The sequence below is a fragment of the uncultured Ruegeria sp. genome (genome assembly GCF_947500045.1).
Taxonomy (GTDB): domain Bacteria; phylum Pseudomonadota; class Alphaproteobacteria; order Rhodobacterales; family Rhodobacteraceae; genus Ruegeria.
Map to the genome: position 1 here is coordinate 41,256 of NZ_CANMQQ010000003.1, position 13,632 is coordinate 54,887.

A 13,632-nucleotide genomic window follows, 5' to 3' on the forward strand; every position below is an offset into this window, starting at 1 on the left:
ATCAGGCCCGGCGACGGCGGCGCGTGCGTCGTTCGGGCGCGGCATCATCTCCGGTGCCATCCGAGGCCGATGTAAATGGGCCAAGCGCTGATGTGATCTGATCCAGTGTCGGGCGTTCTCCACGCGGGCCAGCATCCAGGGCCGCGCGCATTTCGCGCAGATGCGCAGGCATGGTGCCGCAGCATCCGCCAATGATCGTAGCCCCTGCATCCCGGGCCATTGCAGCATACAGCCCCATCAACTCGGGTGTTCCGTCGTAATGGATATGTCCATCCACATATTTTGGGATGCCTGCGTTACCTTTTGAAATCAGCGGACGCTCGTTGCCCTGTGCGGCAAAGCCAAGCACCGTCCGTAAAATGTCGGACGCACCCGTTCCGCAGTTGGCCCCGAAGGCGACCGGAGGATTGGGCAAAGTCTCGACAATCGTCACCAGGTCAGAGGACGTGACGCCCATCATTGTCCGGCCCGCAGTGTCAAAGCTCATGGTGCCGCACCAGGGCATGTCAGCCAGCGCGAATGCCTCGGCTGCAGCTCGAAATTCCTCGGGGGCGCTAATGGTCTCAAGCCACAGAACATCCGCTCCACCGGCCTTTAGCGCCTCGGCCTGTTCATGAAACATTTCCACGGCTTCGGAATGCGACAAGCTGCCAACTGGTTGCATGATTTCGCCTGTGGGGCCGACGGAACCGGCCACGATAACCGGGCGGCCCGCTTTGTCGGCAACCTCACGACCCAGTTCAGCGCCAATGCGATTCAGCTCGGCCACTCGGTTCTGGGCGTCGTGTAGCTTTAGCCGTGCAGAAGTACCGCCAAATGTGTTGGTCAGAAACAGATCGCTGCCCGCATCGACCGAGCCCTGATACAAAGCCCGGATCTTGTCGGGGGCATCGACGTTCCACAATTCCGGCGCATCACCGGATTGCAGGCCCATGTTGAACAGGTTAGTTCCGGTCGCCCCATCCGCAAGAATGACGTCGACGGTTTCCAGAAGGGTGCTGAGCGCATTTGTCATTGGGGCAATCCAAATATGAGGCCAAAGCCCATCAAAAAATGAGACGCCCCGTGTCTCATGACCGGGGCGTCAAATCAAATTCATAAAACTCATGAAGATCATGAGCCTTGCAAGTCAAACCTTACGAGTCGGCTTCGGCCATTACCTGTTCTTTGGCTTCAATCAGCAGCTCGACCATCTTCTCGCGAATTTTTGACTCATCCGCGAGATCACCGAGATAGCCTTTGACCGCCTCGACCACGTCGTCTTCGCTGACATTCTGAAGATCTGTATGCACCAGCTCCTGCCCGTATTTCCGTGCCTGTTCCACGGTTTCGCCTTTCAGCGCCGAGGCCCAGACCGCCATGAACCGGTTGCGGCGCATGCGTGCGATGAACTGCATCTTTTCGTCATGGGCGAACTTGCTTTCGAATGCGGCTTCACGTTCGTCAAATGTGGTCATTGGTTGGGGACCTCTTGGGTTGAATGATCTTTCCTGATGATATGACTATACGACACCCCGGGTGCAAGGTATTTGCGCTGCGTCAAAGCCTCTCGGGGTCGCGAACTTGCGGGAAGGCGGGGCTTGCACTATGAGGGCGCCAACGTAAGGGGACTCATTCCCTTTCCTCAGACTGGAAAGGTCGCTCATGGCGCGTCGCAAAAAGATTTACGAAGGTAAAGCGAAGATCCTGTATGAAGGTCCTGAGCCCGGGACAATCGTGCAGTATTTCAAGGACGACGCCACCGCATTCAACGCCGAGAAGAAAGATGTCATCGACGGCAAGGGCGTTCTGAACAACCGTCTGAGCGAGTTCTTTATGACAGGCCTATCGCAGATTGGCGTGCCGACCCATTTCATTCGGCGTCTGAATATGCGCGAACAATTGGTCCGCAATTGTGAGATCATCCCACTGGAAGTGATTGTGCGCAACTATGCGGCAGGAACTATGTCCAAGCGTCTCGGCATTGCCGAGGGCACCCAGCTGCCGCGCCCGATAGTCGAATACTGCTACAAGGAAGACGCGCTGGGTGATCCGCTGGTAACCGAAGAGCACATCGCGGCCTTTGGCTGGGCCAGTCAGCAGGATATGGACGACATCCTCAGCCTGGCGCTGCGTGTAAATGATTTCCTAAGCGGTATGATGCTGGCAGTGGGCATTCGTCTGGTTGATTTCAAGATTGAGATTGGGCGGGTATACGAAGGCGATTTCCAGCGCCTGATCGTTGCCGATGAAATCAGCCCCGATAGCTGCCGTTTGTGGGATATCGAGACCGGTCAAAAGCTGGATAAAGACGTGTTCCGACGTGATCTTGGCAGCCTGACTGACGCGTATTCAGAAGTCGCCCGTCGCCTTGGTGTACTGCCCAAAAGCAACGTCACCAAACCCACTCTGATCAACTGATCCTGCCCTTGGTGGCAGGGTTGTCCGACAAGCCTAAGCGGGGTATCCCGCGCGCAACGAAACGGACCATCAAACGGTCCATGACTGGAGTTTTCGAACATGAAGGCACGTGTGCATGTGATGCTCAAGAACGGGGTTCTGGACCCGCAGGGCGAGGCCGTGCGTCACGCATTGGGTGCGATGGGGTTTGATCAGGTCGAAGGTGTTCGTCAGGGCAAGGTGATCGATCTGGAACTGGCAGATGGCGCAACCGAGGCAGACGTGACCCGGATGTGTGAAAAGCTGTTGGCCAACACGGTCATCGAACGCTTTGAGATCGAACTGATCTAAGTTTTCACGACCAAGGAGGGTCCGTCATGCGCGCAGCCGTCATCGTTTTTCCCGGTTCCAACTGCGACCGTGATCTTGCCGTCGCCTTCGAACAGGCGGGGTTTTCGGTCGATATGGTTTGGCACAAAGATGCCACGTTGCCTGAGGGCATCGATATCGTAGGTGTGCCCGGCGGGTTTTCCTACGGGGATTATCTGCGCTGCGGGGCGATTGCGGCCCAGTCGCCGATCTGCAAGGCGCTGGCTGCGCATACCGAACGTGGCGGCTATGCCGTCGGCATATGCAACGGCTTTCAGGTTCTAACCGAAACCGGGATTCTGCCGGGGGCGTTGCTGCGCAACGCGGGGCTGAAATACATCTGCCGAACTGTTGGCCTGAAGGTGGAAACCAGCGACAGCGCCTTCACCGAAGGGTACAATGCTGGGGATGTGATCGGGATCCCAATCGCGCATCATGATGGCAATTATTTTGCAGACGATGAGGTGCTGGCGGAACTGAAAGATCAGGATCGCATTGCCTTCACTTACGCCGAAAATCCGAATGGTTCGCGCGACGATATTGCAGGCATATTATCGCACAACCGTCGCGTGTTAGGTATGATGCCCCACCCGGAACGGGCGGCGGATTCAGGCCACGGAGGCACCGACGGAACGGCGCTCTTCCGCGCATTGGCGGGGGTGCTGACACCTGCGTGACTTGAGGTCATCAGTCTGGACGCGTAGCGTCAGGATATGAGTGCAGAAGATCAATCAGGCAGCGGTTGGTTCCTGAACCGGCTGCGCGGGTCGCCGATGGGTTGGCGGCTGCGGCTTGCCGTGTTCTTTCTGCTGATCGCAACCGTCGCCACGGTCTGGATTACCAATAGTCTTTTGACCAGCCGTTTCACCGAATCCACTCGGAACCGGGCCGAGCTTCGTCTTGCGCTGTATTCGGGCAACCTGCTTAGCGAGTTGCGACGCAATTCCATTGTTCCGCAGCTTCTTGCCCGTGATCCGACGCTGATTTCGGCACTGCAGTCCAGTGATTACACATTGTCGACGCAGCGGCTGATATCCTTTGTCGAGGAAATCGGTGCTGCCTCACTGGTTTTGTTGGACGGTGACGGTTTTACGGTCGCGGCGACCGATCGTAGCCGACTCGGCGAAGGTCATCGCGGCTCCCCTTACTTCATTGATGCGATGCGGTCGAATGCCACGATATTCTCGGTCATTCCGCGTGAGGCAGGTGGTTACAGCTTTGTGTATTCGCGCCGCATCGAGGCCAATGCCGAGATCCTTGGTGTCATTGTCGTAGAGGTCGATCTGCAGAAATTCGAACGCGCTTGGGCGGGGATTTCTGACGCCGTGATGGTGACCGACAGCACCGGTGCGATAATCCTGTCAACGGAACCGAAATGGCGTGGTCTGGATGAAGGTAGCGCGATCCTGCGTCAACCCCCGCAAAGCGCCATTCAGCGTGCGATCCGCGCGACGACAGATTGGAATGCGCTGCCCCCAGATGCCTATTTGCAGGGCGAGGCGGTGATGCGGATGGAAACGCGCATCCCCTTCCGGGGTTGGCAGATGACCTCGTTCACCACCTATTCGTCGATCCGGGAGAGGGTGAATAGCGTACTTGCGCTGGAAATCATGGCCTTTGCGATTCTTCTGGCGCTCGCGTTCTATGCGCTCAGCCGCAGGGCCACGTCGCGTATGACGCTGTTCCAGCGCGAGTCGGCGGAGCTTCGCGCATTGAATACCAGGCTGCAGCGGGAAATTGCTGAGCGGGAACGGGTTGAAAAGACGCTGGAAGTTGCCGAGCAAACCCTTGCGCAAAGCTCAAAACTGGCCGCACTTGGTGAGATGTCGGCTGCAGTCAGTCACGAGCTGAACCAGCCCCTGGCGGCGATGAAAACTTATCTGGCAGGCGCACGTCTGTTGCTGCGCCGGAACCGCCCCGAAGAGGCCTTGGCCAGCTTTGGCCGCATTGACGGGTTGATCGAGAGGATGGGGGCCATCACGCGCCAGCTGAAATCTTATGCGCGTAAGGGCGCGGATGCGTTTTCGCCAGTAAATCTTGGCGAAGCACTGGCCTCAAGCCTGTCTATGATGGAGCCGCAGCTGAGGCAGCGGCATGTCAAGATTACCCAGATTCTGCCCGAAGAACCTGTTATAGTGATGGGAGATCGGATGCGGATCGAACAGGTTATGGTCAATCTCTTGCGCAATGCGCTGGACGCCACCAAATCTGTTCAGGAACCTGATGTCGAAATAATCCTCGCCGCGGGTGATACGGCTGTATTGACCGTGCGCGACAATGGCCACGGGATCGAGAATATCGAGAACCTGTTCGAGCCGTTCTACACGACCAAGCGCCCCGGAGACGGCGTTGGTCTGGGGCTTGCCATCTCGTCCGGGATCGTGAACGACCATGGCGGACGGTTGACTGCGCGCAACGGACAGCAGGGCGGCGCGGTGTTTGAGATGCAATTGCCCATTCTGGGTAGCGACGGCCTTGAGGCTGCGGAATAAAGGAAGTGACTATGGCACAGGCCATGAAGATCGCCATCGTGGATGACGAACAGGACATGCGTCAGTCGATCAGCCAGTGGCTGGCACTGTCGGGATACGACACCGAGACATTCGCCAGCGCCGAGGATGCACTCAAGGTTCTGGGGCCCGAATATCCGGGGATCGTGATCTCTGACATCAAGATGCCCGGCATGGATGGCATACAGTTGCTGAAAAAGCTGATGGGTGCGGACAGCACTCTGCCCGTGATCATGATTACGGGGCATGGTGATGTTCCGATGGCAGTCGAAGCAATGCGTGTCGGGGCGTTTGATTTCCTTGAAAAGCCTTTCAACCCGGATCGTATGTCAGAATTGGCCAAGCGGGCCAGTAATGCACGACGCCTGACGCTAGACAACCGTGCACTGCGGCGCGAGCTTTCGGGCGGCACCCAGATCATGAACAAGTTAATCGGTGCAAGCCCTGTTATGGAGCGTCTGCGCGAGGACATTCTGGATCTGGGGCAGGCTGATGGTCATGTTCTGATCGATGGTGAAACAGGGACCGGTAAGACCTTGGTCGCGCACGCCTTGCATGCGGTCGGTAGCCGAGCGGGCAAGAAATTTGTTCTGGTATCCTGCGCTGCGCTGGAGGAAGAGACGCTCTCAAAACGTCTATTCGGACCGATGTTGCCCGAGGACACACAATTGCCGGCCATTGAAGAAGCGCGTGGTGGGACATTGGTTCTGGAAGACATCGAAGCGCTGAGCGATACGCTGCAGGCCCGGCTTCTTAGCGTGATGAATGATCAAGGTACGCCTGCGGAAACGCGGATCGTTGCAATTTCGAACCTGCAAGAGGCAGGTAAGACCTCGGAAGACGTGTTGCGACCGGATTTGTTCTATCGACTTGCGGCGTTGCGCATCACCATGCCGCCGCTGCGTCAGCGAGGCGAAGATATTCTGACCTTGTTCACCCGTCTGAGTGAGCAGTTTGCCGAGGAATACGGGTGTGAGGCCCCGCAGGTCAGCGCACAGGAAGCGGCACAACTGTTGCAAGCTCCGTGGCCGGGGAATGTACGGCAGCTAATCAACATTGCCGAACGCGCGGTACTGCAATCGCGGCGCGGCTCTGGGACGATTGCGTCTTTGCTGATGTCCGATCATGAGGAAATGCAGCCGGTGATGACGACTGAAGGCAAGCCGTTGAAGGAATACGTCGAAGCGTTCGAGCGGATGCTGATCGACAACACGATGCGCCGTCACAAGGGCTCGATCGCGTCGGTGATGGACGAGTTGTGCCTGCCGCGCCGGACGCTGAACGAGAAGATGGCCAAATATGGGCTGCAGCGTTCAGACTATTTGTAACGCTCATAGAGGGGGCCAGCCCCCTCTCTTGGCCTTGCAGGCCAATTCACGCCCCCGAGGTATTTTGGGCCAGATGAAGAGATCCTGCGCTGCGTTCCGGGGCTGAATGCAGTTTGCCCATTGTCTTTTCCACAGGACTGCTTTTATTGTGGTCGGACGGGCCGGGCGTTTTACGCCTGCAAGCCCCGTTTTTTTGAGATTCGCTGCTGAGCCGATGACGAGGATCGATCCCGCGCGGTACTGCAGACCGATTATGCCCTTGATTGGGCAGATGAACGCCTGAGCCCGTCTATACGGGCGAAAGGAATAAATGGGCAGGCCGCGATCAACGCGCCTGTCGGAGAAGAACCGCGATGACGCGCGCGCAACGATTGAGTATACGGGCAGGGGGCCATAGCGCCAGACCCTGCCGCGCGCCGTCCGATATCGCCCGTACAAGACACCTTCCCAAAAGCGCCTGTCCGCCTGGACGGGTCAGGACAACGCGTTTGGCGCGGTGCACCAAGGACACATGGCTAAGAAAATGCTTATCGATGCCACCCACGCGGAGGAAACCCGCGTTGTGGTGGTCGATGGAAACAAGGTTGAGGAATTTGACTTTGAATCCGAAAACAAACGCCAGCTTGCTGGCAACATCTATCTTGCAAAAGTAACTCGGGTCGAGCCGTCGCTGCAGGCGGCTTTTGTGGATTATGGTGGGAACCGACACGGGTTCCTGGCGTTTTCCGAGATTCATCCTGATTACTACCAGATCCCCGTCGCCGACCGTGAGGCGTTGATGGAGGAAGAGCGTGCATATGCCGAATCTATGCGCGCGCGGGATGACGCGGAAGAATCGAAGCCGAAAAAGCGCCGATCACGTTCGCGCAGCAAAGCAGCGAACGTTAAGTCCGACGATCCAGTGGAAACGATGGAAGTCTCTTCCGAGCCGTCGGGGATGGAAACCATCGATCTGGACGACAGTGACGAAACCGCAGATTTGTCTGTGCCTGAAGGTACATCTCCGATGGAGACGGTTGCGGATACGCCTGTGGAAGAACCGGATGATGCAGGTGGTTCCCAGCAGACGGGAGAGGCCGCTACTGAAGTCGTAGATGCGGAAGAAACTGCTGAGCAAAGCCCAGCGGATGCATCCACCGAAGCGGCAGAGGAAGCCTCTGAAACTGAGAGCGCCGAAGCCGCAGCTGAACCGGAATCTGCAGGAGAAGATGGCGATTCCGAAGACGATGACAAGCAGACCGACGCGACTGCGAAAGACGATTCCATCGAATCCGTAGCGGATGAAGATGACAGCGAAGATATTCGCCCACCGCGCAAGCCGCGGCCGCGCCGATACAAGATTCAGGAAGTGATCAAGGTGCGCCAGGTTTTGCTGGTGCAGGTCGTGAAAGAAGAACGGGGCAACAAGGGGGCGGCGCTGACAACCTATCTGTCGCTTGCCGGGCGCTATTGCGTATTGATGCCGAACACCGCGCGTGGTGGCGGGATCAGCCGCAAGATTACAAACGCGGCGGATCGGAAGAAGCTGAAGGACATTGCCTCGGAAATTGACGTGCCGTTGGGCGCGGGTCTTATTGTGCGGACGGCCGGGGCCAAGCGTACAAAATCCGAGATCAAGCGCGACTATGAATATCTGCAACGGCTTTGGGAGCAAATCCGTGAACTGACGCTGCAATCCATTGCGCCCGCGAAAATCTATGAAGAAGGCGATCTGATCAAACGCTCGATCCGCGATCTTTATAACCGCGATATCGATGAGGTTCTGGTTGAAGGCGAGGGCGGGTACCGCATCGCCAAGGACTTCATGAAGATGATCATGCCGTCCCACGCCAAGAACGTGAAACGGTACGAGGATGCGCTGCCGCTATTCGCGCGCTATCAGGTTGAAAGCTATCTGGCGGGGATGTTCAATCCCACGGTTCAGCTGAGATCAGGTGGCTATATCGTGATCGGAGTGACCGAGGCATTGGTCGCGATCGACGTGAACTCGGGCCGGGCGACCAAAGAAGGCTCGATCGAGGAAACGGCTCTTAAGACCAACCTGGAAGCTGCTGAAGAAGTGGCGCGCCAGTTGCGATTGCGCGACCTTGCGGGCCTGATCGTCATCGACTTTATCGATATGGACGAGCGCAAGAATAACGCGGCCGTTGAGAAGCGTCTGAAAGACAAGCTGAAAACGGATCGTGCCCGAATTCAGGTAGGGCGGATTTCGGGCTTTGGTCTGTTGGAGATGAGCCGCCAGCGTCTGCGCCCCGGTATGCTTGAGGCGACGACTCAGCCGTGCCCGGCTTGTCATGGCACCGGTCTGATCCGTTCGGATGACAATATGGCATTGTCGATCCTGCGTCAGATCGAAGAGGAAGGCACCCGCCGCCGATCGCGCGAGGTTCTGGTGCGCTGCCCGGTGAGTATTGCCAACTTTCTGATGAACCAGAAACGCGAACATATCGCCCAGATCGAGGCGCGATATGGTTTGTCGGTTCGGATCGAAGGGGATGTGCATCTGGTCAGCCCTGATTTCTCGATGGAGAAGTTCAAGACCGCGAGTCGCGTTGTCCCGGAAGCAACCGCGCCAGTGGTCTCGGTGGACGCGTCGCTGATGGATATGGTCGACGCCACTGATGAGGACGAAAGCGAAGAAGAAACTGCGGTCGAGGTCGAAGAAGAGACTAAGCCCAAGCGCAAACGGCGTCGGCGGCGTCGCAAGAAAAGTTCTGGTGGTGAAGATGCCTCGGACGGAAATGGCGAAGAGGCTGATACCGTAGGCGAAGAGGTTTCCGAGGCTCAAGCTGAAGCGGTCGAAGCCAAGCTAGATGAGGCTGAGTCGGTAGTTGAGGAAGAGGCTGAGAAAACGGCCAAACCCAAGAAACGTCGGGCGCCGCGGCGTCGTAAAAAGGATGTTGAAGCAGAGGCGGAAGCTAAAGCCCCACAGTCTGCAGACGACGAACCAGCCGTTGAGCAAGAGAGCAAACCGGAAACAGCAAAACCCGAAGCTGTTGAAGCTGAACAGCCGGAGCAAACCGAGGACACTCAGGACGTTGCGGAAACGCCTGAGCCTGAGGCAGCGCAAGTGCAGTCGGATGAAGGATCACCAGAAGCAGAACCGGTCGTCGCCGAAACCGAAGAGCAACCTGCTGAACCTGAGGTCGTCGATATCGAAACGCCGGAGCCTGTCCTTGAGACGGTGGCAGAGGAACCTGAACCATCACCGGCCAAGCCAAAGCGGCGCGGTTGGTGGTCATTGGGACAATAATGAAAAGGCGGGCCAGTTGGCCCGCCTTTTTCGTTTCTGATACCAGAGGCTTTAGTCAGATTTGCGGATCAGATATATCTGGTGCCCATTTGAACTGTCTGCTGAGATCAGTGTATGGCCCGCTTCAGTGCAGAAATGCGGTACGTCGATAATTGCTGCCGGGTCATCAGCCAATATACGAAGCAACCCACCCGCAGGCAGAGATTTTAGCCGTTTTCGGGCTTTCAGCACAGGCAAGGGGCATAACAATCCCAGCGCATCCAGTGTTTCCGTCTCATCTGTCATCCGGTTGAGATATTTCCAAGCTGCGCTGCTGTCCAGTATGCAACCACGAGGATGTGACTGAATGGCCCCGTGACGAAGGTCACTCGATACCATATGTGCAGTTGTATGTTTGGAATTGATATCATCGACGCTGGGCTGCTGCCTGCCATGTTCATCGCCATGCTTGGCGGGTTGATCAGCTTTCTGTCACCCTGTGTGCTGCCGATTGTGCCGCCCTATCTGGCCTATATGAGCGGTGTAACGATCAATGAAATGCAGGATGAAGCGCGGGCGCGACGGAAGGCTACACTCTCGGCGCTGTTTTTTGTGCTTGGCTTGTCGACGGTCTTCCTGCTGCTGGGTTTCACAGCTTCGGCCTTTGGGGCGTTTGTCCTTCAAAATCAGGTGCTATTTGCCAAATTGTCCGGGGCGGTGGTGATTGTCTTTGGCCTTCACTTCTTGAATGTATTTCGCATTCCTCTTCTGGATCGTGAAGCAAGGGTTGAGACCGGAGATTCCGGTGGTTCGGTCTTTGGTGCTTATATCCTGGGCCTTGCGTTTGCCTTTGGCTGGACCCCGTGTATCGGTCCGCAACTTGGCGCGATTTTATCTCTGGCGGCGTCAGAGGCTTCGGTCGCGCGTGGCACTTTGTTGCTTGGGGTTTACGCTGCGGGGTTGGGCATACCGTTTCTTCTGGCAGCAATGTTCCTGAATCGGTCGATGGCCCTGATGAACAGGATCAAGCCGTATATGGGCACCATCGAAAAGGTGATGGGCGGGTTGCTGTTGTTTGTCGGTATCATGCTGATCACCGGGTTGTTCACCGAGTTCAGCTGGTGGCTTCTTGAAACATTTCCGGCATTGGCGAACTTTGGTTAACCCTCTGGCGTTAAACGTGGATGGCTGAACAGCGGGTCTTACCTTGAAGGTACCGCTGCGCTAGTCTGCGGATCAGAGGGCCGGGTCATGAGCAGTCAACAACCCCATCTGCAGGTGCGCAAGCGCCGGGTTTTTTATATTCCCGGTTACGATCCGATTCCTCCGCGCCGTTACCGAGAGCTTTATCGTAAAGAAGGCAACGCACAGGCGGCCATTTCAGGTTATGAGATTGATATCAGCGCCAAGAAAGGTGACGGCGGATATGGCTGGCACGTCACATCGCAACAGGATGGTGGGCCGGTCGAGACTGATATCGATGTATTGGTGTGGTCCGATATCGTGCGGGACAGCATGGCCCGATCGATTCCGGCGACATACGCCCAAATGGCAAGGACCGCCTGGATTTACATCACAACTGGAACGCTTTGGCGACTTATGCAACTGCGCAAGGGGCCAGTTATCGCAGCACTATACCCGGTGGGAATGCTTTTGGTTCAACTGGCGCTGGCGCTGCTTGCCGCTTGGGGCGTGGTTGCTGGATTGGCCCCGTTCATCGGGTGGTGGTCACTATTGCCTGCTTCGGCAGTGATCTTTGGGTTGATGCGTTGGTTTAGAAAAATAGACAGCCGATTTTTTGCATATTACCTAATGCATGACTACGCCCATTCGGCGCGCATGAAAGGGGAGTACTCACCCGCGATACAAGCGCGTCTCAGTCAGTTTGCAGGGCAGGTTTCTTTGGCTCTGAGGTCGGATTTTGATGAAGTTTTGGTTGTCGGCCATAGCTCTGGTGCCCATCTGGGCGTGACTGTGTTGGCCGAGGTGTTGCGGGGGTCGGGGATTTCAAGCGATCGAGCCTTGTCTTTCCTGACTTTGGGGCAGGTCGTGCCGATGGTCTCCTTCCTGCCTAAGGCCAACGCCTTACGGGCCGATTTGCAATATCTTTCAGAAAGCGAAGAACTCAACTGGGTCGATGTATCGGCACCAGGTGACGGCTGTGCGTTTGCGCTGTGTGATCCGGTCGCGGTCAGCGGGGTATCGCGCTCCGGTAAACGATGGCCTCTGGTTCTTTCTGCGGCGTTCACCCAGACGCTTTCGCCTGAGCGCTGGAAGCAGCTCAGGTGGCGGTTCTTTCGGCTTCATTTCCAGTATCTTTGCGCCTTCGATAGACCCAATGATTACGATTACTTCAGAATAACCGCAGGCCCCCAAACGCTTGCGCAGCGATATATGAACCGTGCGCCTTCACGTTCGCGCATCGAAAAAGCGGTTTCCAAATACACTACGGTGGACACATGAGGCCGCCAAAGCCAACACCACGTCCCGATAAGGTCTCGCTCTGGCGGTATCTGCGTTTGTTTCGACAGGACCTGTTATCTGCCCAGCCCCAGCGCCTGTACCGGGCGTGGATGGCCGAATTTCGAACCCCGTTCTTTCGGTCATACCTGATCAATCAGCCTGATCTGATCCGGACCGTGCTGAAAGATCGCCCCGATGCGTTCCCAAAATCAAACCGTATCAGCGAAGGTCTGCGCCCATTGCTTGGTCGGTCGGTGTTTCTTACCAATGGCGCGGAATGGCGGCGGCAGCGGCGGATCATTGATCCTGCGTTTGAAGGCGGGCGGTTGAAAGATACGTTTCCAGCCATGGTGGCCGCGGCGCAAGCCTGCGTGGACAGGCTTGAAGCGCATGTCGGGCAAGAGGTGGAGTGCGAGGGCATCACAAGCCACGTGGCGGCGGATGTGATTTTCCGAACCCTGTTTTCGGTCCCCATCGAACATGAGGTTGCCGCACAGGTCTTTGATAAATTCCGGCTCTATCAGCGGGAACAACCCTTGTTGAATCTGGCAGCCTTTGTACCGGTTCCCAGTTGGGTGCCGCGTTTCCATTCCCGTAAGACCCGGCAGACAGCTCGCCAGATAAGAAATCTGATCCGCCGACTAACGGCTGAGCGGGCAGCGGCAATCAAGAATGGAACGGCGCCCGATGATCTGGCCACAAAGATTATGACAACACCGAACCCAGAAACCGAAAAGTGTTTTGATACGCAGGAGATGGTTGATCAGGTCGCGATCTTCTTTTTGGCCGGGCATGAGACCAGCGCATCGGCGTTGGCCTGGGCATTGTATCTGTTGGCGTTGTATCCCGACTGGCAGGACAAACTGGCTGAGGAAGCTCAGGCCATTGGCACGCCCGAATTCTCTGACATGTCCCGTCTGCACCTCAGTCGTGATGTGTTTCGCGAGGCGCTTCGGTTGTATCCTCCGGTGCCGATGATGGTGCGGCAGGCAACCTGTCCCGAACAGTTCCGCGACAGGGATGTTCCGACTGGGTCCCAGATCGTTGTCAGCCCCTGGCACCTGCATCGTCATGAACGACTTTGGGACAGGCCAGACGATTTCGATCCTGCCCGCTGGGCAACGGAGAACGGCAAGAAATGCCAGCGCGACGCCTATATCCCATTTTCTGCGGGGCCTCGGGTCTGCACTGGCGCCGGATTTGCCATGATCGAAGGCCCACTCATCCTGTCGATGCTGCTACGTCGCTATCGCTTCGAAACAATCAAAGGCAATACACCAGTACCGGTCGCACATCTGACCGTCAGATCGAAAGATGGGATTTGGTTGCGTGTGGTTGAGCGCTAACAAAC

At 56.8% G+C, this 13,632-nt stretch carries 12 protein-coding genes; 9 read left to right on the top strand and 3 right to left on the bottom strand.

The features are described 5' to 3' along the window. Window position 1: 1 nt before the first annotated feature. Both bmt and Q1B46_RS06040 read right to left on the bottom strand, forming a co-directional pair. Window positions 2-1,015 (bottom strand): betaine--homocysteine S-methyltransferase, encoded by a 1,014-nt coding sequence (gene bmt, locus Q1B46_RS06035; RefSeq protein ID WP_299945875.1) that lies wholly within the window; start codon window positions 1,013-1,015, stop codon window positions 2-4. A 121-nt stretch (window positions 1,016-1,136) separates the two neighbouring features. Continuing rightward, window positions 1,137-1,457 carry a DUF1476 domain-containing protein gene (locus Q1B46_RS06040; RefSeq protein WP_299660109.1) on the bottom strand — a complete coding sequence of 107 codons (321 nt, stop codon included), beginning with the start codon at window positions 1,455-1,457 and terminating at the stop codon, window positions 1,137-1,139. Between the two features lie 187 nt (window positions 1,458-1,644). On the opposite strand from Q1B46_RS06040, the gene purC reads away from it, so the two are divergent. The 6 genes from purC to Q1B46_RS06070 all read left to right on the top strand — a co-directional run bounded on the left by purC (window position 1,645) and on the right by Q1B46_RS06070 (window position 9,839). Beyond that, window positions 1,645-2,400, top strand: coding sequence for a phosphoribosylaminoimidazolesuccinocarboxamide synthase (gene purC / locus Q1B46_RS06045; protein ID WP_299660112.1), 756 nt, complete (start codon window positions 1,645-1,647; stop codon window positions 2,398-2,400). Window positions 2,401-2,499: 99 nt separating this feature from the next. Continuing rightward, window positions 2,500-2,730 carry a phosphoribosylformylglycinamidine synthase subunit PurS gene (gene purS, locus Q1B46_RS06050; protein WP_299660114.1) on the top strand — a complete coding sequence of 77 codons (231 nt, stop codon included), beginning with the start codon at window positions 2,500-2,502 and terminating at the stop codon, window positions 2,728-2,730. Window positions 2,731-2,756: 26 nt separating this feature from the next. Further along, window positions 2,757-3,425: a phosphoribosylformylglycinamidine synthase subunit PurQ gene (gene purQ, locus Q1B46_RS06055; RefSeq protein WP_299945878.1), complete on the top strand. Its 669-nt coding sequence runs from the start codon at window positions 2,757-2,759 to the stop codon at window positions 3,423-3,425. A 36-nt stretch (window positions 3,426-3,461) separates the two neighbouring features. Beyond that, window positions 3,462-5,240 carry an ATP-binding protein gene (locus Q1B46_RS06060; protein ID WP_299660119.1) on the top strand — a complete coding sequence of 593 codons (1,779 nt, stop codon included), beginning with the start codon at window positions 3,462-3,464 and terminating at the stop codon, window positions 5,238-5,240. Window positions 5,241-5,251: 11 nt separating this feature from the next. Continuing rightward, a complete protein-coding gene (locus tag Q1B46_RS06065) occupies window positions 5,252-6,586 on the top strand; it encodes a sigma-54 dependent transcriptional regulator (RefSeq protein WP_299660121.1) in 1,335 nt (444 codons plus the stop codon). A gap of 511 nt (window positions 6,587-7,097) precedes the next feature. After that, the gene (locus Q1B46_RS06070; RefSeq protein ID WP_299945880.1) at window positions 7,098-9,839 is read left to right on the top strand and encodes a ribonuclease E/G; all 2,742 of its coding nucleotides are present in this window, start codon (window positions 7,098-7,100) and stop codon (window positions 9,837-9,839) included. A 51-nt stretch (window positions 9,840-9,890) separates the two neighbouring features. Here Q1B46_RS06070 and Q1B46_RS06075 read toward each other — a convergent pair whose 3' ends face one another. Then, window positions 9,891-10,124 (bottom strand): sulfurtransferase TusA family protein, encoded by a 234-nt coding sequence (locus Q1B46_RS06075; RefSeq protein ID WP_299945883.1) that lies wholly within the window; start codon window positions 10,122-10,124, stop codon window positions 9,891-9,893. 105 nt (window positions 10,125-10,229) lie between these two features. Here Q1B46_RS06075 and Q1B46_RS06080 point away from each other — a divergent pair, with 105 nt between their 5' ends. The 3 genes from Q1B46_RS06080 to Q1B46_RS06090 all read left to right on the top strand — a co-directional run bounded on the left by Q1B46_RS06080 (window position 10,230) and on the right by Q1B46_RS06090 (window position 13,627). Beyond that, window positions 10,230-10,982, top strand: coding sequence for a cytochrome c biogenesis protein CcdA (locus tag Q1B46_RS06080; protein ID WP_299660127.1), 753 nt, complete (start codon window positions 10,230-10,232; stop codon window positions 10,980-10,982). A gap of 87 nt (window positions 10,983-11,069) precedes the next feature. Continuing rightward, window positions 11,070-12,281 carry a hypothetical protein gene (locus Q1B46_RS06085; RefSeq protein ID WP_299945886.1) on the top strand — a complete coding sequence of 404 codons (1,212 nt, stop codon included), beginning with the start codon at window positions 11,070-11,072 and terminating at the stop codon, window positions 12,279-12,281. Continuing rightward, entirely contained in the window at window positions 12,278-13,627 is a 1,350-nt protein-coding gene (locus Q1B46_RS06090) for a cytochrome P450 (protein ID WP_299945888.1), read from the top strand. The genes Q1B46_RS06085 and Q1B46_RS06090 overlap by 4 nt, the downstream gene beginning before the upstream one ends. Window positions 13,628-13,632 lie beyond the last annotated feature (5 nt).